The organism is Streptosporangium sp. H16 (assembly GCF_051918855.1).
In the GTDB taxonomy this organism is placed as follows: domain Bacteria; phylum Actinomycetota; class Actinomycetes; order Streptosporangiales; family Streptosporangiaceae; genus Streptosporangium.
Genome location: NZ_JBPXMD010000011.1, coordinates 210,554 through 236,335, shown reverse-complemented (window position 1 = coordinate 236,335; position 25,782 = coordinate 210,554). Strand labels below are relative to the sequence as shown.

Below are 25,782 nucleotides of genomic sequence, written 5' to 3'. Positions count from 1 at the left end.
GGTCACTCCTCGGCGGGGGCCAGGTCTCGTACGGCCTGGGCGATCGGAACCCCGCCCCCGGGGATGGGGGCGAGGACCGGCGTGTTCAGGCCGTTGCGCACATACTCCCGGATCCTGGCCCGGCACGTGGCGGCGTCGCCGTGCACGATGAGCTCGTCCACGACCTCGTCGGGGATGGCCTTGAGCGCCGCCTGCCGGTCTCCGGCCGCCCAGGCCTCGTGCATCGGCCGCAGCACCTCGCCGCGTCCCAGCCAGTCGTGGAAGGCGGCGTAGACCGGGACGGTCAGGTAGCCCGCGAGCATCCGGCGGCCGAGCTCGCGCACCTTCTCCGCGTCCTCGCTGACGCACACGAACAGCCGGGCGATCAGCTCGGTCTCCTCGCCGACCTCGGCCCTGACCTTCCGCACGTCCAGCGGCGAGAGCCAGTTGGTGATCGCGCCGTCGGCCTCCTCGGCGGCCAGGCGCAGCATGCGGGGGCGCAGCGCGGCGAGCACGATCTTCGGCGGGATCTTGGGGGCGCGCTCCAGCTTGAAGCCCTTGACCTCGAACGTCTCGTAGCGCTCGCTGACCTTCTCGCCCGCCAGGGCCTTGCGCAGGAAGCGCAGGGTGTCTCTGGTCCTGGCGAACGGCTTGACGAACTCCCCGGCGTTCCAGCGTTCCACGATGGCCGGGGAGGAGGCCCCGATGCCCAGGACGAAGCGCTCGGGGGCGAGGTCGGCGAGCGTGGCGGCGGACATGGCGAGCAGGCCGGGACCCCGGGTGGAGACCGGGACGATCGCGCTGCCGAGCCGCAGCTCCGGGGCCCATTCCGAGGCCATCGCCAGGGGTACGAAGCCGTCGACGCCGTTGACCTCGGCGGACCAGGCGTCGGTGTAGCCGAGTCCGGGAAGCTCGGCGATCAGATCCCTGGAAGCGGCCAGCGAACGGTCGTAGAAGGGGATCGTCATACCCCAGCGTGGGCCCGTGGTCATGTGCCGCCTCCGTGTCGGTGCTCGCCGCCGGGGACCTTCCCCAGAACGATGTTCTGATGTAGCTTGCCGCACCCGCTCGGGGCGCCGTCAATAGCTTGGCCGTACCAACCGGACGGTATGTCAGAAAAGAATGATCTCCACCGACCGGCCGCTTACCGCCTCATCACTTTCCGTATGATGTTAGAAACTTTACGTGACGAAGCATCGGCGGAGGAACCAACGACGGGGCCCGCTCGGCGTGGCGGTCCTCGCGACCTGCATGGCGGCCCCTGTTCTGGCCGGAACACATCCCCTCGCGGCGGAAGGCGGCTCGGGGCCGCTCCCACCCCTCGGGGTCTCGCACGCGGCCCTGAGCCTGGTCTCCGGCCGATCAGCGCTCCCCGAGTCCGAGCCGTCATCCCCGGCTCCCCCGCCCCCGGCGCCGGACACCGGCCACTCGGCCGCGCTGAAACCCGAACCGGACCACCCGACCGTGCCCCCGCCAGGGGCGGGCGACCGGAAGGTCCCCTGGTGGCACTGGTGGAACTGGTGGAAGCCCACATCGGACCATCCGGCGGACCTCCCGGCCAGGCCGAAACCCGAACCGAAACCCGAGCCAAAGCCAGAGCCAAAGCCAGAGCCGAAACCCGAGCCGGAGCCCGCGCCCGAACCCGCGCCTGAGCCCGAGCGGCCGACGCCCATCGTGCCGGCCCCTCCCACCCCTCCCGCCCCGCAGCCTTCCGCACCCCCCAGGCCCCGCGTCCCCGCGCCCCCACCCCTTCCCGTCCCCGTCCTCGAAGTCGTCGTCACGCCGACGCCGACGCCGAGCCGGAGCCGCACTCCCCGGCCCAAGGCGACGCCCTCCAGCACGCCCCCTCTCCTGCGGCAGCGGCTGGTGCTCGATCGCTACGCCGAGCGGCGCAAGGGCACCGACAGAAAGCTGGTCCTCCTGGTGATGTTCACCGGCGTGATCTCGGTCGCCGCGGTCACCGCCCTCAACCGCAGGGGCCGCGGATGATCCGGGCGGCGATGATCCGGGCGGCACGGACGGCGAAGCCCGCCGGTGGGACATCCACCGGCGAGCTTCCGGGCCGCCGTGCGCGCCGGGCCGCGGCCCGATCGACGATGGGGGCTACGGCTGGGCGGGGAAGTGGCCGTCGATCTGGTCGTACTGCCGCTGCGCGGCCTTGAACGCGTCAGGCTCGACGGCGCCGAGCCCGCTGAACGGGTGGCTGATCAGGATGATGAAGCACACGCCGATGACGACCACGCCCACCCGGACCAGGTCGGCGATGATCGACGAGGTCGTGGGCCGCGCCCCGATCGTCCAGGGCAGCACGATCACCAGCAGCCCGGAGATGATCAGCAAGATCACGAAGGTGTTCTCCAGGCCGGTGCTCGCGTCGTCGTTCCGCACGATGCGGGCGTGGAAGACCTCGGAGATCCGGTCGAGCGTGGCCTGCTGGAGGTTCTTGCTGTCGTCGCCGACCGGGCGGAGCCTGAGCACCGTGGCCCGCATGTCCGCGAGGGTCTGGCCGGGAATCGGGGACATCTCGCGCCCGGCCATGAGCGGCCAGTCGAGGTCGATGGTCTGCGCGGTGTACTGCCGGATCTGGGACCGGACGGGTGCCGCCTCGGGGATGGGCGCCACCGACCAGTACATCTCGGTGAGGCTCTCGGCCTCGGCCTGGACGTCGGCCCCCGACACCGACAGCCCGTCCCGGCACAGGACCGCGGCGTAGGCCAGCACCAGCAGGTAGACGGCGAGGGCGAGATTGGCGGAGAAGTCGACGGCCGACGAGCCGTGGTCGCCGTCCTCCCGCCCCTTCCTCCTGAGGACGCGGAACGCGATCAGCGCGATCGCGACGGACACCACCACCAGCACGGCTACCCAGCCCATGGGACTCCCTTGAATCCGTCATCGAATCAGCTACTCAGGGTAATCAGATCGATACGGTTGTTCGTGGGGTTCCGCCGGGATTCACTCGCGAAGTTCGTGAACCCCCGCGATGAAGTCACGGGCGACCCCGCGCAGGCCGGGCAGGTGTGAGAGCCCCACCAGGCGGTCCACCAGCGGCACGGTGAGGTCGATGAACCGGTGTGTCCTCCGGCATCCCTCCGATTCGTCGTGCACCCAGAACAGGACGACGCCCATCGACATCAGCCAGAGCAGCTCGGGCAGCTCGGCCCGCAGCTCGCTGTCCATGCGGTCGGAGGACCCCTCCACGACCCGCCGGTAGATCGCGATCGACGCCTCCCTCGAAGGCGAGGACTCGGCGCTGAACGGGTTGAGCGGGTTACCCGGCTCGGCCGCGTGCTTGAAGAACTTCACCGCGAACTCGTGGTACGGCTCGGAGACCCGCACCCATTCCCGCAACACCCCCGCCAGCCGCGCGGCGAATCGGTGCTCGGTGGCCAGCAGCTTCTCGCACGCCGCCTCGTGCTCGGCCTGGGCCCGGTCGTAGTACGCCTGGACCAGGATCTCCTTCGAGGCGAAGTAGTAGTAGGCGTTGCCCACCGACACCCCGGCCTCGGCGGCGATGGCCCGCATGGTGGTCGCCTCGTACCCCCGCTCTCGAAAAAGCCGCAGGGCCGTCTCCACGATGACCTCACGGGTCTTGTCCGATCCACGGGTTCTCTGGGGCGGCTCGGTCATGGGGTGCTCGTCACCTGTCGATTGGAGCTGGGAGAACGGGCTCATCTGGTCTTTTTCCGCTGAACGAACCCTAGATCATCCGTCCCGCACCACCGGGGATGAGCCTCAGTGAACGACCCTAAGCGCGCCACATTGCCCTCGCCACTCATATCCGTGATCACTCCCCCGCGTCTCGATGCCGCCCCGCCCCGCACCGTCCGCCGAGGACGTGACGATGGTGCCGTAATCGGCAAATACCGACATGTCGCCTATCTCTGGAACTGCCGTCTCAGCAGGTCATCGGGCCGCCCGATCATTCCCACTACCGGGCAAAAATCACTCTTCGTGAGGGATCATCCGGGTTCGGGAGTGGGATTGATCCTTTTGGCGGAAGGGCTCCCACGACAAGGGATACATAAATGGGGACATGTCCCTGTAGACAGCGGGCTGCCCGGTTTACCGCCGGAGCACTGCTCGCTCTGCAGCTATCTTTCATCGCATCGGCCCCGTACCACAGCGCGACCGCGGAAAGCGGTAACGCGTCGGCCGGCGCCGCGATCGTGAGCCGACCCGTCGCGGCAGGCCCGGCGGAAGGACGCCGGTCCACGATCATCGGAGTGTACGACATCGGCACCCTGGAAACCGCCGGGCGCTACATGCGGGAGCTGTGTCATCCGGGTCACCCGGGTCACCCGGCGGCCGCCCAGCGGGGCCGGGAGACCGCGGTTCCCCTCTGGCCGGAGGACGCCGTTCCCGCGAACACGCCGCCGCGGCCCGCCAAGACCACCGCGACCACCGCGACCACCGCGACCACCGCGCGAACACGGACCGCCACCCCGGCGAGCGAACACCGTGAACAGGCGGCCCCCCAACCGCCCGAGACCACCGCGCGAACACGGACCGCCGCCCTGGCGGGCGCACCCCGCAAGCCCGCGGCCCCCCGGACCCCGCGAACCACCTCCCGGACCCCCGAGAAGACACGGGCGTTCCAGGCCCAGGGAAGCGTGCAGGCCCCTCCGGCCGCCGTCACCTCGGGGGAGCAGGCTCCCGTCGCCCTCGAAAAGCCGGCCGAGGCCCACCCTCCCCAAGCACAGCAGGCCCGGCAGCCCACGCGGCTCCAGCAGACGGACGCCAAGCGGCTCCTGCGGGCGGCGGGCCTGCGCTGGACCTCCTCGGGTAAGTGCGCGAACCGCCAGGGGCGGAACTGCACCTCGCTGGAGGCCGTACGGTCCGCGACCGTCTCCAGCGCCATCGAACTGAAGCGGCGCAGCGGCTGTCCCCTCGTCGTCACCGGCGGCACCGAGGTGGGCCACGCCCCCGGGCCCTACAGCCACTACGCGGGCTACAAGCTGGACATAAAGCCCAACGCATGCATCAACCGCTACATCACGAAGAACTATCCGTCGCAGGGGGTACGGGGGGACGGAGCCCGCCTGTACGGCCAGTCGGCGACGTCGGGCCCCCTCTTCGCCCGCGAGGCGGACCACTGGGACATCCTCTTCCGCTGACCCGGCGGATCACCCGGCCACACGAGGGCACGGCCCCCGATCCAGGATCAGGCGAGATCGCCGGCCCTCGGTCCGGGAGTGCACGGGGCCGGCGATCCTCGATCCCGCGACCACGCGGGATCGCCGATCCTCGAAGTGCCGGTCCTCGGCCTTCTCACCGTCGCGTGGAACCCACCGCCCCGGCGTTCACGCCCCCGCGACCGCGAGGGCCGTACGGCGGCGTGGCGTCATCGGACACCGCGCCGCCGTACGGCCCTGGAGAAACCCCGGAGAACCCCGGGAACCCCGGGAACCCCGGGAACCGGAGAAACTACGCGAACTCGGCCGCGACCAGTTCGGCGATCTCCGCCGCGTTCAGGGCCGCGCCCTTGCGGAGGTTGTCACCGCAGACGAACAGGTCGAGGGTGTTGGGGAAGTCGAGCGCCTGGCGGATCCGGCCCACGTAGGTGGGGTCGGTTCCGACGACGTCCGCCGGGGTCGGGAAGACGCCGTTGGCCGGGTCGTCCATGACGACCACAGTCGGAGCGGCCCCAAGGATCCGGTGGGCGTCGGCGACGGTGATCTCGCGCTCGAAGGTCGCGTGCACGGCCAGCGAGTGGGTGGTGATCACCGGGACGCGGACGCAGGTCGCGGAGACCTTCAGGTCGTGGATCCCGAGGATCTTCCGCGACTCGTTGCGGAGCTTGATCTCCTCGGAGGCCCAGCCGCCGTCCTTGAGCGAACCCGCCCACGGCACGACGTTGAACGCCACCGGCGCCGGGAACGGCGACTCCTCATCCCCGAGCTTGTTCTGCAGGACCTTGCGCACGTCACCGGCGGTCTGCCCGACCGTACGGTCACCCGTCAGGGCCTCGATCTCGTCGTAGAGGCGGGCCGAGCCCGCCACGCCCGCGCCGGAGACCGCCTGGTACGAGGCGACCACCAGCTCGCGCAGGCCGTACTCCTCGTGCAGGGCGCCCATCGCGGCCATCATCGACAGGGTCGTGCAGTTGGGGGTGGAGATGATCCCCAGCGGCCTGGTGCGCGCGTCCTGCGGGTTGACCTCCGGCACGACCAGCGGAACCTCGGGGTTCATCCGGAAGGTGCCCGACTTGTCGATGACGACGGCACCGCGCTCGGCGGCGATCGGCACCCAGGTCGCGGAGACCTCGTCCGGCACGTCGAAGATCGCGATGTCGACGCCGTCGAAGACCTCGGGGGTCAGCTCCTGGACGACGAGGTCCTCGCCGCGGACCCGCAGGACCTTGCCGGCCGAGCGGGCGGACGCGACGAGCTTGATGTCGCCGTAGACGTCCTCACGGTTGGAGATGATGTCGCGCATCACGGTGCCGACGGCACCGGTCGCGCCGATCAGGGCAAGGGTGGGCTTGCGGCTCATCGCCCGCTACCTCCGTAGATCACGGCTTCAACCTGGTCCGCGTCGAGATCGAACGCGCGGTGCGCGGCGCTGACCGCCGTGTCCACCTCGTCCTGCCCGACGATCACCGAGATGCGGATCTCCGAGGTGGAGATCATCTCGATGTTCACCCCCGCGTCGGCGAGGGCGGCGAAGAACGTCGCGGTGACGCCGGGGTGCGAGCGCATGCCCGCCCCGATCAGCGAGATCTTGCCGATCTGGTCGTCGAAGAGCAGCGACTCGAAGCCGATGCGCTCCTGGATCTTCTTCAGCGCGGTGAGCGCGGCCGAGGCGTCACTCGTGGGCAGCGTGAAGGAGATGTCCGTCCGCCCGGTCGTCGCCGCCGACACGTTCTGCACGATCATGTCGATGTTGATCTCGGCGTCGGCGAGTGTTTTGAAGATCGTCGCAGCCTCGCCGACCTTGTCGGGCACCCCGACAACGGTGATCTTGGCCTCGCTCCGGTCGTGCGCGACGCCGGAGATGATCGGCTGCTCCATCTCTGTTCCTTCGCTGTCGGGGTCGGAGACGACCCACGTGCCTTCCTTGGTGCTGAACGAGCTTCTGACGTGGATCGGCAGGCTGAAACGGCGAGCGTACTCGACACAGCGCAGGTGCAGGATCTTCGCACCGCACGCCGCCATCTCCATCATCTCGTCGTACGAGATCTTGGGGATCTTGCGGGCGGCCGGGACGATGCGGGGGTCGGCGGTGAAGACGCCGTCCACGTCGGTGTAGATCTCGCACACGTCGGCGTTCAGGGCGGCGGCGAGCGCGACCGCCGTGGTGTCGGAGCCGCCCCTGCCGAGCGTGGTGATGTCCTTGGTGTCCTGCGAGACGCCCTGGAAACCGGCCACGATCGCGATCTGGCCGCCGTCGAGCGCCCCGCGGATCCGGCCGGGCGTCACGTCGATGATGCGCGCGCGGCCGTGCGAGGAGTCGGTGATCACGCCGGCCTGGGACCCGGTGAACGAGCGCGCCTCCTGACCCAGGTTGGCGATCGCCATCGCCAGCAGCGCCATCGAGATGCGCTCACCCGAGGTGAGCAGCATGTCGAGCTCGCGGCCAGGTGGAAGCGGAGAGACCTGCTGGGCGAGGTCGAGCAGCTCGTCCGTCGTGTCGCCCATGGCCGAAACGATCACCACGACGTCGTTGCCGGCTTTTTTCGTCGCGACGATCCGCTGCGCGACCCGCTTGATGCAGGACGCGTCGGCGACGGACGAACCACCATACTTCTGAACAACGAGCGCCACGAGATGTCTCCGAAGCAATCTAGGGCTGTGGAGCTCACAGTCTACTGGCGCCCTCGCTGAGGCCTTCTGATCAAACCAGTATGTGGACGATCACACCGTCGTGCGCTCCTCGGCGACATCGAGTCGCGTGTGGGCGACGAGCGCCTGAAGTGCCCGCATCGCCGCGCCGGCGTGGTTGCCCCAGGTGTTGAAGTAGGAGTACTGCCACCACCAGAGCGCCTCCAGGGGGCGCCCCGCCCTGTGGTGCCGCAGGCCGTGCAGGAGGTCGGCGGCCACCGCCGTCAGGTCGTCCGACAGGCGGTACGGGGTGACCGCGGTGTCCTTGTAGGGGTCGAAGACCTCGGCGTAGTCGTCGACCGGCCCCAGCCGCTCGGCGAGGGCCGTACGGACGACGTCGACGTCCGGGTCCTCGCCCAGGTGCGGCTCCCAGTTGCCCGACAGGATCACGTCCTGGCTCGCGCCGAGCTGCGCGCCGGCCGAGCTGACCTGCGCGACCTCCACCAGCAGCAGCGGCAGGATGGCGTCGCCGCCCTCACCGCCCGCCAGGCGGGTCAGGCCGTCGATGTAGTTCTTGGCGTGCTCCGCGATCCGTTCCGCGAGAGCGCTCCACGCATCGTCAGACATCAAGGAGCCTTCTTCCTTCGAACGCGCGGCCCAAGGTGACCTCGTCCGCGTACTCGAGGTCACCGCCTACCGGCAGACCGCTGGCCAGTCGTGTCACTTTCAGTCCCATCGGCTTGACCAGACGGGCGAGATAGGTCGCCGTCGCCTCCCCCTCGAGGTTGGGGTCGGTGGCGAGGATCAGCTCGGTGACCTGGCCGTCCGCCAGGCGGGTCATGAGTTCTCGGATGTTCAGGTCGTCGGGGCCGACGCCGTCGATCGGGCTGATCGCCCCGCCGAGCACGTGGTATCGGCCGCGGAACTCGCGGGTCTTCTCGATGGCCACGACGTCCTTCGACTCCTCGACGACGCAGATCACGTGGAGATCGCGCCTGGTGTCGCGGCAGATCCGGCACTCCTCCTCCGCGGCGACGTTGCCGCAGACCCGGCAGAAGCGGACCTTCTCCTTGACCTCCAGCAGAGCGTGCGCGAGCCGCTTCACATCGGCCGGCTCCGCGGCCAGCAGGTGGAACGCGATGCGCTGCGCGCTCTTGGGACCGACTCCGGGAAGCATCCCCAGCTCGTCGATCAGGTTCTGGACGACCCCTTCGTACATGACCTAGAACCCGGGAAGCTGGCCGAGCCCGCCCCCGCCGCCCAGCCCCTGCGCGAGGGGACCGAGCTTCTCCTGCTGCAGGTCGGCGGCGGCGCGCACGGCGTCGCGAATGGCGGCGATGACCAGGTCGGCGATGGTGTCGGCCGTCTCCTGGGGGTCGCCGGGGTCCACGGCCTCGGGACTGATCTTGAGTTCGAGCAGCTCGCCCCCGCCGTTGACCGTGGCCACGACAAGTCCGCCGCCCGCGGAGCCCTCGACTTCAGCGTCGTTCAGCTCCTGCTGGGCGCTCACAAGCTGCTGCTGCATGAGCTGTGCCTGCTCCAGCAGCTGCTGCAGGTTGACATCCCCTGGGTTCACCGTCGTTGTGCTCCTCGTCCGTGACATCGGTCGTCACGAGCCTACGGGGTTCGGGCCGGGTGTTGTACTGCAGCGAGCACGCGTTCCCCCAGTATGGGGATTAAACCCCCGTCGGGCCCCGGGCCCCCCTCCAGACGTCCGAGACCCGACGTGACACGCGCCGGAGCGGCCGCACACGACAGCGTGTGATCGGAAGGTAGCCCTTCGAAGGTTGCACACACGTTGCGATCGTTCACTCACCCTTCGCACACCCTCTTTGGCCGAACGGGTTGCGGGCGGGGGTCTCGACCACCGATGCTTCGGCCATCGGCTCTATTCCGGGGGGATATGTGCGCGACAGCCACCGGGGAGCTGTCCAGGCGGCCGATCTCGACTCCTACTCGTCACGACTGCGACGCCTGCACGAGGCGCTGATCAGGGGCGAGCGGCCGACGGGCGAGGGCCCCAGGAACGTGATCTCCGCGTCGTGGCGGCGGTCCCTGGACGCCGGGGTCGACCCCGACGCCAGGTCGGCCCCCCTCGCCTTCGAGGGCGAGGACATCCGCGAGATCCGCTCGGCGCACCCGATGAGCAGGCTTCTGCCGATCATCACCGGGACCCTCCTGGAGGCCGTCGACGCGGACGACCAGATCCTGCTCGTCACCGACGCCCGCGGCAGGGTGCTCTGGCGCGACGGCAACCACCGGACGATGGAGAGCGCCGACGAGGTGGGGCTGGCCGACGGCTTCGACTGGAGCGAGGACGCGTTCGGGACCAACGGTCCGGGCACCGCGCTCGCCACCCGGCGGCCCCTGCACGTCTTCTCCGCAGAACACCTGGTCAGGGCGCTCCACTGCTGGTCGTGCTCCGCCGCGCCGATCGTCGACCCCGACAGCGGCGACCTGCTGGGCTGTGTCGACATCAGCGGCAGGACGCGCTCCATGCACCCGGCGAGCGTCGCCCTCGTCGAGGCCGCGGCACGGCTGGCGGAGAGCCACCTCACGCTGCGCATGCTCGAACGCGACGAGCGGCTCAGACGCCGTCACGAGCGGCACCTGAGCGCGCTGCGCGGCGAGCCGGGCGCCCTGGTCACCACGACCGGGCGGATCATCGCCGGCGACGACGCGCGCCAGTGGGCTCCGCGCATCCGGCTGCCGGAGGCGGGCGACCGGGTGATCATGCCCGACGGGCGGAGCGCCTTCCTGGAGGTCCTCGGCGACGACGGCTTCCTGCTCCGCCTCGCGGGCCCGGCCAGGGGCCCCGTGCTCGCCCTGTCCTTCCTCGGCGCCGAGCACCCCTCGGCGTACCTCGACGGGGCCCGCCTGGCGCTCTCCCTGCGCCACGCCGAGATCCTCGCGATGCTCGCCCTCAATCCCCGGGGGATGACCGCCGCCCAGCTCTCCTTCCACCTGTACGGCGACGCGGGGAACCCGGTGACCATCCGCGCCGAGATCCACCGCCTCCGCGCCCAGCTCGGCCGTACGATCGCCGCCAAGCCGTACCACCTGGCCTGCGCGGTGGAGGCCGACTTCCTGGAGCTCAAGCGGCTGCTCGCGGGCGACGAGGCCGCCCCGGTCGCCCGCGCCTACCGCGGTCCCCTGCTGCCCCGCTCCGAGGCGCCCGCCCTGCGCCTCGAACGCGAGGAGCTGGAGGGGCAGGTGCGGGCCCGGCTGCTGCGGCGGGGAGGTCCCGAGGACCTGTGGGCGTACGCGGAGACCGAGCACGGCAGGAACGACATCCAGATCCTCGAACGCCTCGTCACGGCGCTGCCCCGCCACGACCACCGCGCGGTGGCCGCCCGGATCCGCCTCAGCGGCGTCGACCTGCCCTGAGCCGGCCGTCCCGGCGGGCCCGGGACCTCGCCGGACGCGGCCTCGCCGGATGGCGCCTTGTCAGGCGAGACCTGTCAGGCGAGGTCTTTTCAGGTGAGGTCTCTCAGGTGGTGCCGGCCGTCAGGTGTGGTCGATCTCGCCGATGACCTGGCCGCCCAGCTCCCGCTGGAGGAGGGCCATGCCGGTGAGCGCGTCGACGTCGGCGTCCGCGTCGTTGAGCGGGTCGACCTCGTCGGTGTCGGGGGTGGTGCCGCGGGCGCCGCGGGCGGGGATCGCGTCAGGCCAGGCCGCCGCCTTGGCGCCGGTCTTGACCGCGGCCTTGGGCCCGGCCTGGGCCGCCGCCCTGGCCGCCGAGCGGGCCGCGGCCAGACCGGGGCTCGGCATGGAACTCGGCGGGGGAGGCGAGCCGGGGTCCTCCGGCAGGGGGGCGTCCGGCCAGGACTCGTCCGTCGCGGGCGGCGCCTGCCTGGGCGTGGCCTCCCGCGAGTCCGCGGGCGCGGGCGACGGCCCGGGAGCGGGCGCCTGGCGGGCGGGCGCCTGGGACGGAGACTGGGGGGGCTGTGCCTGCGGGGCCTGCGGGGCCTGGCTCTGGGGCGCGGGGTGCTGCGGCGCCGGGGGCTGCCTCGGAGCCGGGGGGCGGCTCCCGCCCGAGGGAGCGGGCCCGCCGCCGACGACGGCCTCGACCTTCCAGGTGCCGCCCAGAACCTCTTGCAGCACCGCCGCGACGACCGCGTCCTTGCCGCCGCCGGTGAAGTTCTTCATCGCGCCGACCTGGGCGAACCCGAGGGTGACGATCTTGCCTTCGACCCCGACGACCTGGGCGTTGGTGTTGACGTTGGCCCACACGACGATGCTGCGCCGCTTGAGCGCCGCGAGCACCTGGGGCCACGCCTGCTGCACGGCCCCGGCACCCGAACCGGACGCCGGCGCCGTGTCGACCGGCGTGGACGTGCCGGGAGCCTGCTGGACCGGGGCCGGTGCCCGCTCTCCCCGTGCCTGTTGTGCCTGCTGTTCCTGAGCCGGTGCGCCGGGCCTGACCGCCACGGGCCAGTCGTCGCCCTGGCCGCCGGACCGCTCGGCGGGCGCGACGGGCATGGCGGGCGCGACGGCGGGTGCCTCCGCCTGCGGCGGGGGGGCCGCGTGGACCACGGGCGCGGGGGCGGGAGCCTGGTGCGGGAGGGACGCGGGAGCGGGAGCCGCGACGACTCCCCCCTTCTCCAGCCGCTCCAGGCGGGTGAGCAGCGCCGCCTCACCCTGGGCGGCGCCGGGAAGGAGAATCCTGGCGCACATGAGTTCGAGCAGCAGCCGGGGCGAGGCCGCCCCGCGCATCTCGGTCAGGCCGGCGTTGAGGATCTCCGCCGCGCGGGTCAGCTCGGCCGGGCCCATCGAGGCCGCCTGGACCTGGAGCCGTTCCAGCTCGTCGCCGGGCCTGTCGAGCAGCCCGCTGGTGGCCGCCTCCGGCACGTTGGCCAGGATCACCAGGTCGCGGAAGCGCTCCAGCAGGTCCATCGCGAACCGCCGGGGGTCGTGGCCGCCCTCGATCACCCGGTTCACGACCTGGAACACCAGCGCCCCGTCACGACCGGCGAAGGCCGCGACCACGTCGTCGAGCAGGTCCCCGTCGGTGTAGCCGAGAAGGGAGACCGCGCGGGCGTACGTGATGCCCGCCTCGTCGGAACCGGCGAACAGCTGGTCGAGGATCGACAGCGAGTCGCGGGCCGAACCCGCGCCCGCTCTGACCACCAGCGGGAGCGCGGCGGGCTCGAACGGGACCTTCTCCGAGGTGAGGATCTCCTCCATGAGCGCGCGCAGCGCGGCCGGAGGGATCAGCCGGAACGGGTAGTGGTGGGTCCGGGACTTGATCGTCCCGATGACCTTCTCCGGCTCGGTGGTCGCGAAGACGAACTTCAGGTGCGGGGGAGGCTCCTCGACGAGCTTGAGCAGCGCGTTGAAACCCTCGCGGGTCACCATGTGCGCCTCGTCGATGATGTAGATCTTGAAGCGCGACGACACCGGCGCGAAGAAGGCCCGCTCGCGCAGGTCGCGGGCGTCGTCCACGCCACCGTGCGAGGCGGCGTCGATCTCGATGACGTCGAGGTGGCCCGGGCCGGTGGGCGCCAGCGCCACGCAGGACTCGCACTCCCCGCACGGGTCGGGGGTCGGGCCCTTCTCACAGTTCAGGGAGCGGGCCAGGATGCGCGCGCTGGACGTCTTGCCGCAGCCCCTGGGCCCGCTGAACAGGTAGGCGTGGTTGATGCGCCCGCTGCGCAGCGCCTGGCGCAGCGGATCGGTGACGTGCTCCTGACCCTTGACCTCGGCGAAGGTCCCGGGCCGGTACTTGCGGTACAGCGCAAGACTCATGCGGCGATCCCACCTGCGAGGGGTCTCAAACGAAGAGACCCCTCGCACACCCGCCAGAGCCCGCTTATCCTTGCTGCCTTCCGGCCCTGGGGAGGTTCACAGGATGACGCCGCGCGAGGGGTCGGCCCCCAGTCTAGCCTCAGATCCGAGTGGTCGGTATCGGAAAAGATCAGAGTGGTCGGTGTCGGAAATTAATGGTCCGTGCCGCTCAGAAAGTTGGGTAAGCTTCTCCACGGAGGATTCGCCTAGTTGGCCTAGGGCGCACGCTTGGAAAGCGTGTTGGGGGCAACCCCTCAGGAGTTCGAATCTCCTATCCTCCGCCACCTCAGAGGGGCCGGACCGCGCACGCGGTCCGGCCCCTCTGGCGTTGCCCTCCCCTTGCGTGGCGGCCCCGCCTCCGGCCCTGGTCGAGAGAGCCTCCGGTCCCGGCCTGGAGAGGTGGGCCTCACCTCCGGTCCCGGCTGAGAGATCCGTCGAGGTCGCGCAGCCTGGTGCGGACCCGCTCGGCGTCGGAGTGGCCGAGGTCGTCGAAGATCGCCAGTGCCCGCTCCAGGGCGGCGCGGGCCTCCCGGGGGCGGCCGTCCGCGAGATAGGTCGTGCTGAGCCGGGTGAGCGTGTCCGCCTCGGCGTAGCGGACCCCCAGCCGCCGGTACAACTCCAGGGCGCACCGGTAGCCGGCGATGGCCTGCTCGTGGTGGCCGAGGTGGTGGTGGGCGTACCCCAGGCTGTCCCAGGTGTCGGCCTGGCCGTAGTGGTCGTCGAGTTCCTCCAGGAGGACGAGGGCCTGCCGGCAGTGGCCGAGGGCCTGCTCGTGGTGGCCGAGCAGGGCGTGGTACCAGCCGACCGCGTTGAGCGCCGCGGCCTGCCCGGCCCGCCGGCCCGCCTCCCGGAACAGGGTGAGGGCCCGCTGGGCGTGGACGAGCGCGCCGCCGTACCTGGCCTGCTGTTCGAACACCCAGCCGAGCTGGCGGTGGGTGTGCGCCTGGTCGTCGACGTCTCCGGCCTCGGCGAACAGCGCCAGCGCGTGTTCGAGGTGGAGCCGTGCCTCCTCGTGGCGGCCCAGGTCGGCCTCGGCGCGGGCGAGCCCCCGGTGGGCGTGGGCCGTCCCGACGGGGTCGCCGAGCCGCCGCGCGGTCCTCAGCGCGATGCGCTGCGAGGTCACCAGGTCGTGCCAGTGCCCATGCCGGTCCATGAAGTGCTCCATGGTCCAGGCCAGCCGCCAGGCGTAGGCGCCGAACTCGGTGTCGGCGACCGACCCGAGGACCGCCAGCAGAGTGGGGTGCTCGGCGGCGAACCAGGCTCTCGCCTGCTCGCAGCCGGCGAGATCCTCGGGAAAGACCCCCGGCGCCGGGGCCGTCAGGGGGATCGGGTTCCGGTGCGGGGAGAACAGCAGGGCGGCGCGGTGCGCGGTGTGCAGGTAGTGGTCCAGCAGGCGGCGGACCGCCGCGTGGCGCTGGCTCTCGGTCTCCTGGTCCCGGCTGCGCTCGGCGGCGTATGAGCGGAGCAGGTCGTGGCAGCCGTAGCGGCCGGGGGTGCGCTCGACGAGGAGGTGGGCGCGGGTCAGCTCGTCGAGCAGGAGGCGCGCCCGGTGGACGGGGACGGCTCCGAGCGCGGCGGCGGCGGGCACGCTGAGGCAGGGGCCGGGATGCAGTGCGATGAGGCGGAACAACCGGGCGGAGGCCGGGGTGAGCGCACGGTACGACCAGGAGAAGACCGCGCCGACGTCGGGGCCGTCACCGCCGGTGAAGGCGTCGAGGCTGCCGTGGACCGCCCGCAGTTCGGCGGCGATGACGGCGAGCGGGAAGGCCGGCCGGCTCGCGGCCCGCGCGGCGGCGACCGACAGCGCGAGGGGCAGCCTGGCGCACAGGTCGGTGATCTCCTGTACGGCGGCGGGGTCGGACGCCACCCGGTCCGCGCCGAGCCGCAACGTGAGGAACTCCCGCGCCTCGGCGTCGGAGAGCAGGCCGAGAGTGAGCGAGCGGGCGCCTTCCGCGGCCACCAGGCCGGAGAGCTGGTGGCGGCCGGTGACGATGACCAGGCAGCCGGGCGCGCCGGGAAGCAGGGGCCGTACCTGCTCGGTGTCGCGGGCGTTGTCCAGCAGGATCAGCATCCTCCGGTCGGCCAGCAGGCTGCGGTACAGCGCGGCCTGGTCGTCCAGGCGGGCGGGGATGTCCCGCGACGGAACGCACAGCGCCGCCAGGAACCCGCGGATCGCCTCGGTCGGGTCCAGGACCGTCCCGCCGGCGTCGAATCCTCGCAGGTTGACGTACAGCTGGCCGTCGGGGAACAGGTGGGCGACCCGGCGGGCCCAGTGCACCGCGAGGGTGGTCTTGCCGACCCCGGCCATCCCCTCGATCGCGATGATCGTCACGGCCGCCGCGAGCCGCGGCCCCTCCGGGAGCAGGTCGGAGACCTGGGCGAGTTCCTTTTTCCGGCCGGCGAAGGCGGGCAGGTCGGCGGGGAGCTGGGCCGGGCGCGGCGGACCCGTGACGACCGGCGTGGCCGGGGGCACCTCGGACGCCGTCTGCCCGAGCACCTGCTCGTGGGCGAAGCTCAGCTCGGGGCCGGGGCTGATGCCCAGTTTCTCGGCCAGCCGTGAGTACGCGGCCCGGTAGGTGCTCAGTGCCTCGGCCCGGTGGCCGGTGGCCGCCAGGGCGAGCACCAGCCGGGCGTGGAGCGGCTCGTCGAAGGGGTTGAGCGCCGCGGCCTGCTGGAGCATCGGCACCAGCGGGGTCACCGGGCCGCCGCGCAGCACCGTGTCGGCCGCCTCTTTCAGCACGGCGAGGTGTTCCTGGTCCAGCGCCACGAAAACCGGGTGGGCCCGTACCTCGGCGGCGATCCCCTCGGCGGCCGGTCTTCGCCACAGCTCCAGGGCGTCGACGAGCAGCCGTCCGGCCCGTGGCCCGTCCGGCCCTGCCTCCCTGGCCTTCTCGACGAGGTGGCGGAACCGCAGGAGGTCAAGCGTGTCGGCGTCGACGTCCAGCCGGTAGCCGCCGCCGCTGCGTGTCAGCCACCGTCCCACCGCCCTGCGTGGCAGGCCGGGTTCGAGCAGCCGCCGCAACGCGCCGATGTGCCGCTGGACCACGTTGACCGCGCTGTCCGGCGGGTCCTCGCCCCACAGGATGTCGACGATCTCGGCCAGGCCGACGGGGCGACCGGCGCAGGCGAGCAGCACGGCCAGCAGCGCCCGCTGCCGGGGCGGTCCCAGGTCCAGCTCCACATCCCCCCGCCGGCCCAGCACGGGTCCCAGGATCGCGAACCGCACGGGCTCGCGCGCGGACTCTGTGGGCGTCATCCCAGCTCCCCGGCATCGGTTTCCCTGATGTCAGCGCCCGCTCACAGAGATGTCCGGAGCGCGGCCTCCCTTCCCAACCATGTCCATTATGGGTGATTTATCCATATTTTCGGAAGCGAGAGGCTACTGCGGTGTCGCCTTGGCGCCGTGGGGCGCCACCGCGAACCACGTGCCGCCGACACCCTGGCCGTTCGCGTCACCTGGCTTCTCATCACCCGAGAAGCGGTAGATAGGCCACCCGCCGATGGTGAGCTGCACCCCGCCGTCGCTCCGGCGGATCGCCCCGACGCGCGACGGATCGACGCCGGCCACGTAGACGCGGCCTCCCTCCTTGACGGTCACCGGGGGCCAGGTGACGGCGCAGTCGCCCTCGCAGTTCGACCGGGAGGGGTCCGCCGTGTCCTTGTCGAACCTGTAGAGCGTCGACCGGTTGACATCGACCAGGTGGGCGCCCAGCGCGGGGGAGGCGACGGCCGAGAGCTCCACCCAGACCGGCGGCCGCTCCTGGACCGCCGCCCCCCTCACCGTCCCGCCGTCGCCGCTCAGGCCGTTGTCCGCGGCCGAACCGTTGACCAGCTGCGGCGCCGCGCCACTGGACGGCGGCGCGGTGTCGCCGGCCGCCGGGGCCGAGGAGGCCGGGGGGGTCGAGGGGGCCGGAGCCTGGGGGGTCGCGGGCGCCGCGGCCGCCGGCGACCCGCCGGTCGGCGCGGCGTCACCGATCGTGATGACCTTGCCGCAGCCGGCGGCACCCGCCAGGCCGCAGAGAAGGGTGGTCACGATCAGCGCGCGGGCGTACGGCCTGCGCGCCGTGCTGCTGTTGCTTTCGAGTGTCACCTGCGGAACACGCGACGAACAGCCCCTTTGGTTCAAGGGGATATGACCTTTATGAACCTAATCACGTTCTTTTTCGTGTTCCGCATGGAGACCGCACTCACGACCGCACGAGGGGAGCCACGATGGCCGACATCAAGATTCCGGGATCGGAGCTCGAGGAGGTGTCGAGATCACTCGGGTTCGTCCTCGACCACATCGACACCGACAGGTCCGGGATCGACATCGACAGGGCGGTGGGCTACCCGCTGGTCGACCAGGGTGAGCACTTCGAGAGCCGCTGGAACGACGGCCGCAAGCAGCTGCACCGGCAGTGCGAGGCCATCAAGAAGGCCGTCGACCAGATCCTGGAGACGTTCAAGGACACCGACGACAAGGCCGTGGCCCACCTGGAAGGTGGCTGATGACGACCGTCGACCGCTTCGTGCTGGACGTCCCGGGCTCCTGGACCGACCTCGACCTGTCCGGAAGCGTGCTCGCCGAGACCCGCGCCGCCGCCCTCGCCCTCGCCGGCAGCCCGCGCGAGCAGGTGGCGGTCAACGACCTGTTCCGGCAGGCCCGTGAGATCAGCCGGGCCGCCCGCCGTCGCGGCGCCCTGTTCGCCGCCGGTACGGCCGTCATGTTCGACGACGGGCTCTTCCTCGGCTACGCGATGGTCTTCGCCGTCACCGTGCCGCCGAGCCGCGAGCTGACGCTTCCGGTGCTCGCGGCCCAGCTGTCGCCGCCCGCCGCGAACGGGCCGAAAAGCCGCAACGCCCCGAAGGGGGGCGGCAAGGAGCCCGCGGACCGTACCGTCTCCGCGGTGACGCTTCCGGACATCGGGCAGGTGGCCAGGATCACCGGCATCGAAGAGGCGCCGCTCACCGCCGACATCTCGATCCGGATGCTGACCATGCACACCGTGGTGCCCATCCCCGAGTCGGCGCGCGACTACCTGATCGTCACCTGCGCGAGCCCGAACCTCCCGCTCGCCGAGGAGGTCTACGAGCTGTTCGACGCGATCAGCGGCACCTTCCGGTTCCTGCCTGCCGAGGCGTCCGCGGGCGCCTGACTCCCCCCCCCCCCCCCCCCCCCGGCCCGCGCGCGTACGAGAACCCGGTCAGCAGCACACCGCGCGAGCGCCGGGTACGGGCCCCGCGCGCCTGTACGAGAGCCCGGGGCCTGACGGGGACGGGGGCGGTCCCGCCCCTGTCCGGCGCGTTCACCCGGTGATCGCCGTGTTCGGCACCTGCACGGTGATCAGAGTCCCGTCGCCCAGGTGCAGCAGGCCCCGGCCGGGCTGGGGGGCCCGTCCGACCAGGCCGCGAGAGATCTTGACGCCGATCACCTCGCCGTCGCTCAGGCTCTGCGGGGACAGGAGCATCCCGGAGCGGTTGCGCTTGACCTGCCCGACCCAGCCGGCGAGGCCGTAGGAGAGCGCCTCGGCGTTGCCCGCGAGGACCAGCCCCCACCCGTTCCCGGCGCCGCCGCGGGCCAGGAGCGCGAGGTCGGCGTCGATCTCCGACTGCATGAACAACTCCGCGTCGTCCACCATGATCACCGCATTCTCCTGCGGCACGTCGCCGAGCACCGCGCGGAAGGCGGCGGCGGACACCTCGGAGTCGGTCAGGACGGCCGCCACCCCCGGCATGCCCTCCAGGTCGCGCAGCGGCGACCGCCGCGGCGCGAGCACGATCAGTCCCGTCCCCTGTTCCAGCAGGGAGCGGGCCATCGTGACGAGCGCCGTGCTGCGACCCGTACGGGGCGGCCCCGCGACGACGAACGTCGGCACGTCCGCCAGGTCGGGTCCCAGCCCCGCCAGGGTGTCGCCCCCGACACCGGCCAGCGGACGCATCGGCCCGGGGTTCGCCCGCAGCGCGGACGCGGCAGGGTAGGAGACCTGGTCGGGAAGCACGTCCAGGCGCATCGGCCGGCGCGACTGCGGGACCCCGGCCTCGCGGAGCGCCAGTTCCTCACCCAGCGCGACAAGGACGGCCGCCTGCGCGGTGCCGGAGAGATCCGGGCCGAGGACCGCGATCTGCACCTCGCTGGTGTCCTGCGTCCTGATGCCCCGCCCGGGGGGCGGGTCCGACGGCGCCGTCCGCTGCGTGAGACCCACCGCCGAGTAGTCGGTACGGTCGTTGAGCCGCAACACGATCTTGTCCTCGGTGGTGCCCGCGAAACGGGCCGAGCCCAGGACGCGGTCACCGGCCAGCACCAGGTGGATGCCCACCCCCGCGCCGTCCCGCAGCAGGCGCATCAGCCGTTCCAGGTAGCTGCCGTTGTCGAAGGAGACGAACTCCCGCTCGAAGACCTCGAAGCGGTCCACCATGACGACGATGTGCGGCGGCCGCTCGCCGGCCGGCGCCATCCTGCGGTACTCGGCCAGGTCGGCGGTGCCTCGCGCGCCGAGCAGCGACTGGCGGGCGCTCAGCTCGGCGGTGAGGCGGTCCAGCAGCCGGCCCAGCCGCTCCGTCTGGTTGCGGTCGATGACCGCGCCGCAGTGCGGGAGGGCGGTCAGCGCGTTGAGGGATCCGTTGCCGCAGTCGATGCCGTAGAGGTGGACGTCCTCCACACCGTGGGCCCGGCCGAGAGCGGCGGCCAGGGTGCGCAGGGTCTGGGAGCGCCCGCTGCGCGGCGAGCCGATGATGTGCAGGTGGCCGGACCGGTCGAGGTCGAGGACGAGCGCGCTGCGCGCCTGGTCGGCGGGCAGGTCGACCAGGCCGTACTCCACGGCCGGCAGGGCCGGATCCCGTTCCCCCGATGGTTTGGGCCCGGCCGGTTCGGTCCAGCGCAGCACCTCCGGCAGCGGCGGCAGCCACGGGCTGGGCTGCCGGGGCACGCCGGCCACCAGGGCGGCCTCCGCGACGACCCCCGCCAGGACCGCCAGGTCGGTGACGGCCTCCTGTGCGCTCGCGGCACCGGCGGTCCCGGCACCGCGCGGCACCGGCCCGCCCAGCTCACGCCAGCTGATCTCGTGGACCCGTACCGGCGCCTCCACCTGCGCGGCGACCAGTCCGGACGGCCGCCGGCCGCCCACCCGGCCCGCCTGGAAGGGCAGCAGCGCCGACGGGCCCAGCCTCGCGTACGCCCGCCCCGGCGTGCCGGGGGAGATGTCGCCCGAGTCGGGCGCGTCGATGATGTCGCGGCTCTCGCCCGCGTCGGTCGTGCGCAGCGCGATCCGCAGGTTGGTGTTGGCGCGGATGTCCGCCGTCACCGCGCCGCTGGGCCGCTGGGTCGCCAGGACCAGGTGGATGCCGAGCGACCGGCCCCGCTGGGCGATGTTGACCAGGCCGGAGATGAAGTCGGGCAGCTCGCGGGCCATGGACGCGAACTCGTCGATCACCAGCAGCAGCCGGGGCAGCGGGCCGAGCACGTCGCCGCCCCGCGCCCGCTTGTCCAGGTAGTCCTCGATGTCTTTCGCGCCCGCCGCCGCCAGCAACTGCTCGCGGCGGCGCAGCTCCGCCCCCAGGGAGACCAGGGCGCGCTCCACCAGGTGGGTGTCCAGGTCGGTGACCAGGCCGACGGTGTGCGGCAGGTCGGCGCACTCGGCGAAGGCGCTGCCGCCCTTGTAGTCGACCAGGACGAACGTCATCTCGTCGGGCCGGTTCACCACGGCGAGCGTGGCGACCAGGGTCTGCAGCAGTTCCGACTTGCCGGAGCCGGTCGTCCCGGCCACCAGCGCGTGCGGCCCGTCGCGGACCAGGTCCACCGAGAAGTCGCCGTCGTACCCGGCGCCCAGGATCGCCCGGGTGCTACGGCCGCCCAGTGCCCAGCCCGCGGCGACGGCATCGGCGGTCGGCGGCTCGATCCCCAGCAGGTCCAGCAGCCGCACCGAGCCGGGAAGCGCGCTCTCGTCGCCGTCCCCGACCCCCCGCAGCGGTGCGAGTGCCCGGGCCAGGTGCTCATACCAGCCGACGTCGGGAGAGTCGACGCGCACGTTCTCCGGCGGCGCTCCCGGACCGGTGCGCACCAGGACGCCCTCGGGGCCGGTGGCCACCACCGCGGTGCACTCCTCCGGCAGCAACCGCTCCTCGCGGTCCAGGCAGATCGTGTAGACGCCCACCGAGGGACCGTCGCGCAGCAGCGCGACGACTCCCGGCAGCGACCGCGCCCGGCGGGCCTGGTCGAGCACCACCAGGATGTCCGGGGAGCCCGCGGCACCGCCCCTGGGCACCCCGGGACCCGCCGCCATCCGGGCGGCGACCAGCTGGCCCAGCTCGCCGATCCTGCGGGCCATCGAGTCGGCGGTGCTGCCGACCAGCGCGTAGGCGTCCTCGCCCTGCGGCCGGCAGTGCGGCAGCCAGCGCACCCATGACCAGCCCTCCTCGCCGTCGGGACCGGCGAGCACCAGGATCCGCAGATCGGCAGGGCTGTGCAGGGCCGCGGCCTGGGCCGCCATCCAGCCGGCCAGGTTCGCGGCGTCCCGGCCCGCGACGCCGGTCACCCCGGCGCCGCGCAGCGAGATCGGCACCGGGACCTGGGTCAGCGACGGCACCGTGGTACGGCGGTGCTCGTCCAGCGCGGGATCCTCCACGGTCAGCGAGGAGGGCAGATCGGCGGTGCCCACCCGCACCTCGAGGAAGTCCGGGTCCTGCCACCGGCGTTCCCACAGCCGTTCCGAGGGCTGGGAGGCCATCTGGAGCAGGGACGCCGGGTCGGGGTGGGACAGCCGGAGCACGTGCTGCTCCCGCAGCACGGCGGTGTCCACGTCGGCGCGCACCCGCGTCATGGACTCCTCGTACTCGCGGAGTTTCTGTTCGTAGCTGAGCTGCGTCTGCTTGCGGCTGCCGAACTGGGCCGCCAGCGCGCCGATCGGCGACAGCAGCGCGAGGAAGATGAACGCCCAGTTGCCGGTGACCAGGATGGAGACCAGGGCCCCGCCCGCCGGGACCAGCAGGATCGGCAACAGCGGGATGGGCCTTTTCTCTGGTTTGATCGGCGCGCCCGGCAGCCGGAAGCGGGCGGCACCGCTGGTGGCGCGAAAACGCGGCGGCCGGTTGAACTCCAGCCCCAGTCCGTCCGCCGCCGGGGTGAGGGGCACCCGCGCGGTCGTCGGCACGGCCAGTTCCAGCAGGGTGTCACCGGCGGCGAGCTGGCTTCCCTCGGACCAGTCGGCCCAGTCCTCGGCGCCGGACAGCTCCCTGCCGTCCAGCAGGACGTGCTCGACCGCCGTCACCCGTACGGTCCGGTCGACCCGGACGCGCACCCTGGCGGCGATCGCCGGCGCTCCGGGCGACAGCGGGATCCGGCAGGTGGCCGCACCGCCGATCTCGTACTCGCCGGGCGGCAGCCGGAAGGCCGTTCCGGCCCCCGGGCCGCTGACCACCCTCAACTCCACCAGGCCCTCGGGCTCCGGCTCCCGGGGTACCGGGGCGCCGAGCCCGAGGTCCAGGCCGTCTCGCACGCCGGCGGCGTACAGGGTGGCCTCGGGGTCGGCCGGGTCGGAGCCGATGTAGAGGACCGGCCCGGTTCCCGAAGGGCCCCCGTCGCCCGCGGGATCGACGGCCCGCGCCAGCTCCACGGCCAGCCGCCCCACTCGCGCGGAGGGTTCGGCGTCCACGACGACGGCCGTGGAGGCCCCGTCGTCCCGCGGGTTCCGGACGCTGATGTTCAAACGCACGGCAATCGATTCCTCGTATGTGAGTGGTGTGGCGCTGTGAGTGGTGTGGCGCGCCTCGACGACGACGACGCGCGGCCGGCCGTGTCCCGGCCCGGGACACGGGGCCGGTCCCGTTACGACAGGTTGGAACCCAGCTGCTCGTCGGTCTGGGAGAACGCGTCACCGACGGCCTTGACGTACTGGCCGATGCCCTGCAGCGACTGGTTCACCTGGTCGAAGCCCCGGGCGAACTCGTCGAAGAAGGGCTGGAACTTCTGCTGGGCCGCCGGGGTGCTGTACCCCTGGGCCAGCAGGTTCTGGATCTTGCCGCGCACCTCGGTGAGCTTGTCCTGCAACTGGGAGAAGTCGTTGAGGAGCGCCGTGGAGGTCGAGGCGGTCTCGTCGGAGTTGACTGCGAAGTTGGGCATTGGTTTCTCCTGTTGTGATTCGTTTGTCATCCGTCCACCGGCGGTGGAGGTCTGTGAGGCCCTGCCGGACTGCCCGATGGGAGCTTCAGGGAGTGGCCGGCGAGAGCGGGAGGGGGTGTTCTGCGGCTAGGTGGAGTCCGAGGCGCCCTGGGAAGGCTGGGAGGACTGGGAGGACTGGGTCGGGTTCGTCGGCGACGGAGGCGGACTCGGGCTCGTCGGCGACGAAGGCAACGGGACGTTCGCCGGATCGACCGAAGCGGGCCTGGACCCACCCGTCGGCGACGGACTCGGGCTCGTCGGCGACGGAGGCAACGGGACGTTCGCCGGATCGACCGAAGCGGGCCTGGACCCACCCGTCGGCGACGGCGGCGGACTCGGGCTCGTCGGCGACGGAGGCAACGAAACATCCGCCGGATCGACCGAAGTAGGTCTGGACCCACCCGTCGGCGAGGGGGGCGACGAAACATCCGCCGGATTGGCGGCGGCGGGCGCCGGTGGCGGGGTGCCCTTGATCGGGATGAGCGAGTCGATGCCCTGCGAGGCGGCGCGCTTGCCCACCGGGCCGGCCGCCAGCGGGAGGAAGTTGCCCGCCTCGTTGAGGATCGCGGCATTGGGATCCTGGCCCTCCGCGACCGCGACACCGACCTTGGCACCGCTGGAGGCGCCTTCCTGGATCAGGCCGAGTCCCTGTTCGGTGGCCTTGTCGCCCAGGATGGGAGGCGGCTCCGGAGCCTGGACCTTCCCGGCACCCCCGGCCGCGGCACCGGCGGCCCCCGCGGAGCCTGCCGCACCCGTGGCACCTGCCGCACCGGCGGGGCTCGCGGCGCTCGCGGGCGGGGGAGTGAAGGCGCCCCCGGCGAACTCCCCGTTCCTGGCGGCACGCCCTCCCTTGATGCCCGCCCCGACCAGGGCTCCCGCGGCGGCACCCGCCAGCAGGTTGCCGGCGGTGATCTCTTCGTCGTTGAGCTTCTTGACGACCGCCTCCTGGCCGACCCGCACGCCGAACTCGCCGACCGTTCCCACGGCCAGCTTCCCGGCCGGGCTCTCGAAGACCACCGCGACCGCCCTGGAGCTGGTGATCGTTTCTGCGAACTTGGTGATGCTCCCGGGAACCACGCGGACGAAGCCTCCCGGCGCCGAGGCCCCGCCGGCCAGCGCGGGGGTGAGCTTGCCGAAGCCTCCGGCCGCCCTGCCGCCCAGTTTGAAGAGAGCGGCGCCCGGAACGAGGGCGAGGATCCCCGCCGCGAAGTCACCGGCTTTGAAATCACCGGTGACGATCTGTTGGGCGGTCTGGAAGGCGAATAACGCCGCGCCCAGGAGAAAACCGGCCACGGGGAAGAAGACGGCGACCACCGCGACGAGAATGTCGATGAGGATCTTGACGAACGGGAAGTCCGCGAAGAAGTCCGCGATCTTCTGGAAGAAGTTGCGCTCGGGGATCGCCTTCGCCGCCGCGTCGTCGAGTTCCTGGCCCGCCCGCCGGGACGCCTGCTCGCGGAGGTTCCTGGCGTCCTCGGCCAGGCGCCTGGCGGCCGACATCGTCTGCTGGGCGGCGTCGATGCCGTCCTGCTGTCGGCGCGCGTCCGCCCGCTGCTGGTCGGTGGCGTCCGGCGCGAGCGTGGGGACGCTCTGGCCGGCCGTGCCCGCCACGGGTCCGGCCTGGTCCATCGCCCTGTCCACCTGCGACTGCGCCTCCTGCAGCTGCCCGGCGTAGGTCTCGTACGCGCCGGCCGCCTGAGAGAAGGACTGCGCCGTCTTGTTCAGCTTGTCGGGCAGTGACTTCAGCTGCTTGCGCAGCGCGTCCATGGCCTTTCCCGAGCCCTGCTCCACGGCGCCGCCGCTTCCCAGGATCCGGTCGGCGGTCTCGGCCTGCCGGCCGACCTGCCGGTAGCGGTCCGCGAGGCGCCGGATCTCGTCGGGATCCCCCGGGGTGGGGTCCTCCGACATGCCGAGCACGTCGAACCCTGAGCTGTGTCGTCGCGGCACCTGATCCCCCCGGATGATGACTGCTTGCCCGACGTACACGGACCCTCTACCGCAAAAGGTTCAAAACCGACTTAAGCGAAATCGCGTCGAACCCTTTTCGCGTCCGCCACGTGTGCCCTGTGAGGCGCGGTGGGGCGTCCAGTCCCCCGGGTGCCGGACCAGGGCACGACGGGC

The 25,782-nt window shown here is 72.0% G+C and carries 19 protein-coding genes, 1 tRNA gene and 1 other RNA gene; 6 read left to right on the top strand and 15 right to left on the bottom strand.

What is annotated here, in order from left to right:
• Window positions 1-2: 2 nt before the first annotated feature.
• Complete coding sequence (locus ACTOQ2_RS20715) at window positions 3-971, bottom strand: LLM class F420-dependent oxidoreductase (protein ID WP_440101417.1); 969 nt, start codon at window positions 969-971, stop codon at window positions 3-5.
• A 682-nt stretch (window positions 972-1,653) separates the two neighbouring features.
• Between ACTOQ2_RS20715 and ACTOQ2_RS20710 the strand changes: the two genes are divergently transcribed.
• Complete coding sequence (locus tag ACTOQ2_RS20710; RefSeq protein ID WP_440101415.1) at window positions 1,654-1,968, top strand: hypothetical protein; 315 nt, start codon at window positions 1,654-1,656, stop codon at window positions 1,966-1,968.
• A 114-nt stretch (window positions 1,969-2,082) separates the two neighbouring features.
• On the opposite strand, the gene ACTOQ2_RS20705 is transcribed toward ACTOQ2_RS20710, so the two are convergent.
• Window positions 2,083-2,850: a hypothetical protein gene (locus ACTOQ2_RS20705; RefSeq protein WP_440101413.1), complete on the bottom strand. Its 768-nt coding sequence runs from the start codon at window positions 2,848-2,850 to the stop codon at window positions 2,083-2,085.
• 81 nt (window positions 2,851-2,931) lie between these two features.
• Window positions 2,932-3,606, bottom strand: coding sequence for a TetR/AcrR family transcriptional regulator (locus tag ACTOQ2_RS20700; RefSeq protein ID WP_440070625.1), 675 nt, complete (start codon window positions 3,604-3,606; stop codon window positions 2,932-2,934).
• Between the two features lie 596 nt (window positions 3,607-4,202).
• Between ACTOQ2_RS20700 and ACTOQ2_RS20695 the strand changes: the two genes are divergently transcribed.
• Window positions 4,203-5,093: a hypothetical protein gene (locus tag ACTOQ2_RS20695; protein ID WP_440101411.1), complete on the top strand. Its 891-nt coding sequence runs from the start codon at window positions 4,203-4,205 to the stop codon at window positions 5,091-5,093.
• Window positions 5,094-5,403: 310 nt separating this feature from the next.
• On the opposite strand, the gene ACTOQ2_RS20690 is transcribed toward ACTOQ2_RS20695, so the two are convergent.
• From ACTOQ2_RS20690 to ACTOQ2_RS20670, 5 genes are all read right to left on the bottom strand, one after another.
• Complete coding sequence (locus ACTOQ2_RS20690) at window positions 5,404-6,471, bottom strand: aspartate-semialdehyde dehydrogenase (RefSeq protein WP_440101409.1); 1,068 nt, start codon at window positions 6,469-6,471, stop codon at window positions 5,404-5,406.
• On the bottom strand, window positions 6,468-7,742 hold the full coding sequence (locus ACTOQ2_RS20685) for an aspartate kinase (RefSeq protein ID WP_362688044.1): 1,275 nt from the start codon (window positions 7,740-7,742) through the stop codon (window positions 6,468-6,470). The genes ACTOQ2_RS20690 and ACTOQ2_RS20685 overlap by 4 nt, the downstream gene beginning before the upstream one ends.
• A 90-nt stretch (window positions 7,743-7,832) precedes the next feature.
• Window positions 7,833-8,366 (bottom strand): DUF5063 domain-containing protein, encoded by a 534-nt coding sequence (locus ACTOQ2_RS20680; protein WP_440070628.1) that lies wholly within the window; start codon window positions 8,364-8,366, stop codon window positions 7,833-7,835.
• Complete coding sequence (gene recR / locus ACTOQ2_RS20675; RefSeq protein ID WP_362688050.1) at window positions 8,359-8,958, bottom strand: recombination mediator RecR; 600 nt, start codon at window positions 8,956-8,958, stop codon at window positions 8,359-8,361. The genes ACTOQ2_RS20680 and recR overlap by 8 nt, the downstream gene beginning before the upstream one ends.
• A gap of 3 nt (window positions 8,959-8,961) precedes the next feature.
• Window positions 8,962-9,315, bottom strand: coding sequence for a YbaB/EbfC family nucleoid-associated protein (locus tag ACTOQ2_RS20670; protein ID WP_329087916.1), 354 nt, complete (start codon window positions 9,313-9,315; stop codon window positions 8,962-8,964).
• 329 nt (window positions 9,316-9,644) lie between these two features.
• Here ACTOQ2_RS20670 and ACTOQ2_RS20665 point away from each other — a divergent pair, with 329 nt between their 5' ends.
• Window positions 9,645-11,126: a GAF domain-containing protein gene (locus tag ACTOQ2_RS20665; RefSeq protein WP_440101406.1), complete on the top strand. Its 1,482-nt coding sequence runs from the start codon at window positions 9,645-9,647 to the stop codon at window positions 11,124-11,126.
• A 120-nt stretch (window positions 11,127-11,246) separates the two neighbouring features.
• Here ACTOQ2_RS20665 and ACTOQ2_RS20660 read toward each other — a convergent pair whose 3' ends face one another.
• On the bottom strand, window positions 11,247-13,487 hold the full coding sequence (locus ACTOQ2_RS20660; RefSeq protein ID WP_440101403.1) for a DNA polymerase III subunit gamma and tau: 2,241 nt from the start codon (window positions 13,485-13,487) through the stop codon (window positions 11,247-11,249).
• Window positions 13,488-13,517: 30 nt separating this feature from the next.
• Window positions 13,518-13,613: signal recognition particle sRNA small type (gene ffs / locus ACTOQ2_RS20655), an RNA gene on the bottom strand.
• A gap of 108 nt (window positions 13,614-13,721) precedes the next feature.
• Between ffs and ACTOQ2_RS20650 the strand changes: the two genes are divergently transcribed.
• Window positions 13,722-13,810, top strand: a tRNA-Ser gene (locus ACTOQ2_RS20650).
• A gap of 122 nt (window positions 13,811-13,932) precedes the next feature.
• Here ACTOQ2_RS20650 and ACTOQ2_RS20645 read toward each other — a convergent pair.
• Together ACTOQ2_RS20645 and ACTOQ2_RS20640 are read right to left on the bottom strand one after the other, a co-directional pair.
• Complete coding sequence (locus ACTOQ2_RS20645; RefSeq protein ID WP_440101401.1) at window positions 13,933-16,782, bottom strand: AfsR/SARP family transcriptional regulator; 2,850 nt, start codon at window positions 16,780-16,782, stop codon at window positions 13,933-13,935.
• Between the two features lie 123 nt (window positions 16,783-16,905).
• Window positions 16,906-17,616, bottom strand: a complete 711-nt coding sequence (locus ACTOQ2_RS20640) for a hypothetical protein (RefSeq protein ID WP_440101399.1) — start codon at window positions 17,614-17,616, stop codon at window positions 16,906-16,908.
• Between the two features lie 122 nt (window positions 17,617-17,738).
• Here ACTOQ2_RS20640 and ACTOQ2_RS20635 point away from each other — a divergent pair, with 122 nt between their 5' ends.
• Both ACTOQ2_RS20635 and ACTOQ2_RS20630 read left to right on the top strand, forming a co-directional pair.
• Complete coding sequence (locus ACTOQ2_RS20635; protein WP_440070633.1) at window positions 17,739-18,017, top strand: hypothetical protein; 279 nt, start codon at window positions 17,739-17,741, stop codon at window positions 18,015-18,017.
• The gene (locus ACTOQ2_RS20630) at window positions 18,017-18,664 is read left to right on the top strand and encodes a hypothetical protein (protein WP_440101397.1); all 648 of its coding nucleotides are present in this window, start codon (window positions 18,017-18,019) and stop codon (window positions 18,662-18,664) included. The genes ACTOQ2_RS20635 and ACTOQ2_RS20630 overlap by 1 nt, the downstream gene beginning before the upstream one ends.
• Before the next feature lie 150 nt (window positions 18,665-18,814).
• On the opposite strand, the gene ACTOQ2_RS20625 is transcribed toward ACTOQ2_RS20630, so the two are convergent.
• From ACTOQ2_RS20625 to ACTOQ2_RS20615, 3 genes are all read right to left on the bottom strand, one after another.
• Window positions 18,815-23,215 (bottom strand): FtsK/SpoIIIE domain-containing protein, encoded by a 4,401-nt coding sequence (locus tag ACTOQ2_RS20625; RefSeq protein WP_440101395.1) that lies wholly within the window; start codon window positions 23,213-23,215, stop codon window positions 18,815-18,817.
• 113 nt (window positions 23,216-23,328) lie between these two features.
• Window positions 23,329-23,622: a WXG100 family type VII secretion target gene (locus tag ACTOQ2_RS20620; RefSeq protein ID WP_362837936.1), complete on the bottom strand. Its 294-nt coding sequence runs from the start codon at window positions 23,620-23,622 to the stop codon at window positions 23,329-23,331.
• A 126-nt stretch (window positions 23,623-23,748) separates the two neighbouring features.
• Entirely contained in the window at window positions 23,749-25,608 is a 1,860-nt protein-coding gene (locus ACTOQ2_RS20615) for a putative T7SS-secreted protein (RefSeq protein ID WP_440101393.1), read from the bottom strand.
• Window positions 25,609-25,782 lie beyond the last annotated feature (174 nt).